Here is a 1,495-nt window from a genome sequence, read left to right as displayed (position 1 = left end):
ATGGCACTATCCTTAGAAAGGAGGTGATCCAGCCGCACCTTCCGATACGGCTACCTTGTTACGACTTCACCCCAATCATCCAGCCCACCTTCGGCGGCTAGCTCCCTAAAAGGGTTACTCGACCGACTTCGGGTGTTCCAAACTCTCGTGGTGTGACGGGCGGTGTGTACAAGACCCGGGAACGTATTCACCGCGGCGTTCTGATCCGCGATTACTAGCGATTCCGGCTTCATGCAGGCGAGTTGCAGCCTGCAATCCGAACTGAGAATGGCTTTAGGAGATTAGCTGAACCTCGCGGTCTCGCGACTCGTTGTACCATCCATTGTAGCACGTGTGTAGCCCAGATCATAAGGGGCATGATGATTTGACGTCATCCCCGCCTTCCTCCGGTTTATCACCGGCAGTCTCGCTAGAGTGCCCAACTGAATGCTGGCAACTAACAATAAGGGTTGCGCTCGTTACGGGACTTAACCCAACATCTCACGACACGAGCTGACGACAACCATGCACCACCTGTCACTCTGTCCCCGAAGGGAAAGCCCAATCTCTTGGGTGGTCAGAGGATGTCAAGATCTGGTAAGGTTCTTCGCGTTGCTTCGAATTAAACCACATGCTCCACCGCTTGTGCGGGTCCCCGTCAATTCCTTTGAGTTTCAGCCTTGCGGCCGTACTCCCCAGGCGGAGTGCTTAATGCGTTAGCTCCAGCACTGAAGGGCGGAAACCCTCCAACACTTAGCACTCATCGTTTACGGCGTGGACTACCAGGGTATCTAATCCTGTTCGCTCCCCACGCTTTCGAGCCTCAGCGTCAATTACAGACCAGAAAGTCGCCTTCGCCACTGGTGTTCCTCCATATATCTACGCATTTCACCGCTACACATGGAATTCCACTTTCCTCTTCTGCATTCAAGTCTTCCAGTTTCCAATGACCCTCCACGGTTGAGCCGTGGGCTTTCACATCAGACTTAAAAGACCGCCTGCGCTCGCTTTACGCCCAATAAATCCGGACAACGCTTGTCACCTACGTATTACCGCGGCTGCTGGCACGTAGTTAGCCGTGACTTTCTGGTTAGATACCGTCAAGGAGGTGCCAGTTACTACACCTCTTGTTCTTCTCTAACAACAGAGCTTTACGATCCGAAGACCTTCTTCACTCACGCGGTATTGCTCCATCAGGCTTTCGCCCATTGTGGAAGATTCCCTACTGCTGCCTCCCGTAGGAGTCTGGACCGTGTCTCAGTTCCAGTGTGGCCGATCACCCTCTCAGGTCGGCTACGTATCACAGCCTTGGTGAGCCATTACCTCACCAACTAGCTAATACGCCGCGGGGCCATCCATAAGCGATAGCCGAAGCCATCTTTAATGATCTAAGCATGCGCTATGATCACCTATGCGGTATTAGCACCCGTTTCCGGATGTTATCCCCCTCTTATGGGCAGGTTCCCCACGTGTTACTCACCCGTTCGCCACTCATCCACACTCTGCAAGCAGAGTG

General features: G+C 53.4%; 1 rRNA gene. It reads right to left on the bottom strand.

Annotated elements, in window-relative coordinates:
- Positions 1-16 precede the first annotated feature (16 nt).
- Positions 17-1,495 (bottom strand): 16S ribosomal RNA (locus ACYQ4S_RS11855); the annotation flags it as partial.

The sequence above is a fragment of the Alkalibacterium sp. s-m-28 genome (genome assembly GCF_054658175.1).
Note: the sequence above shows the minus strand (reverse complement) of the source record. Positions and strands in the feature narration are given on the sequence as shown.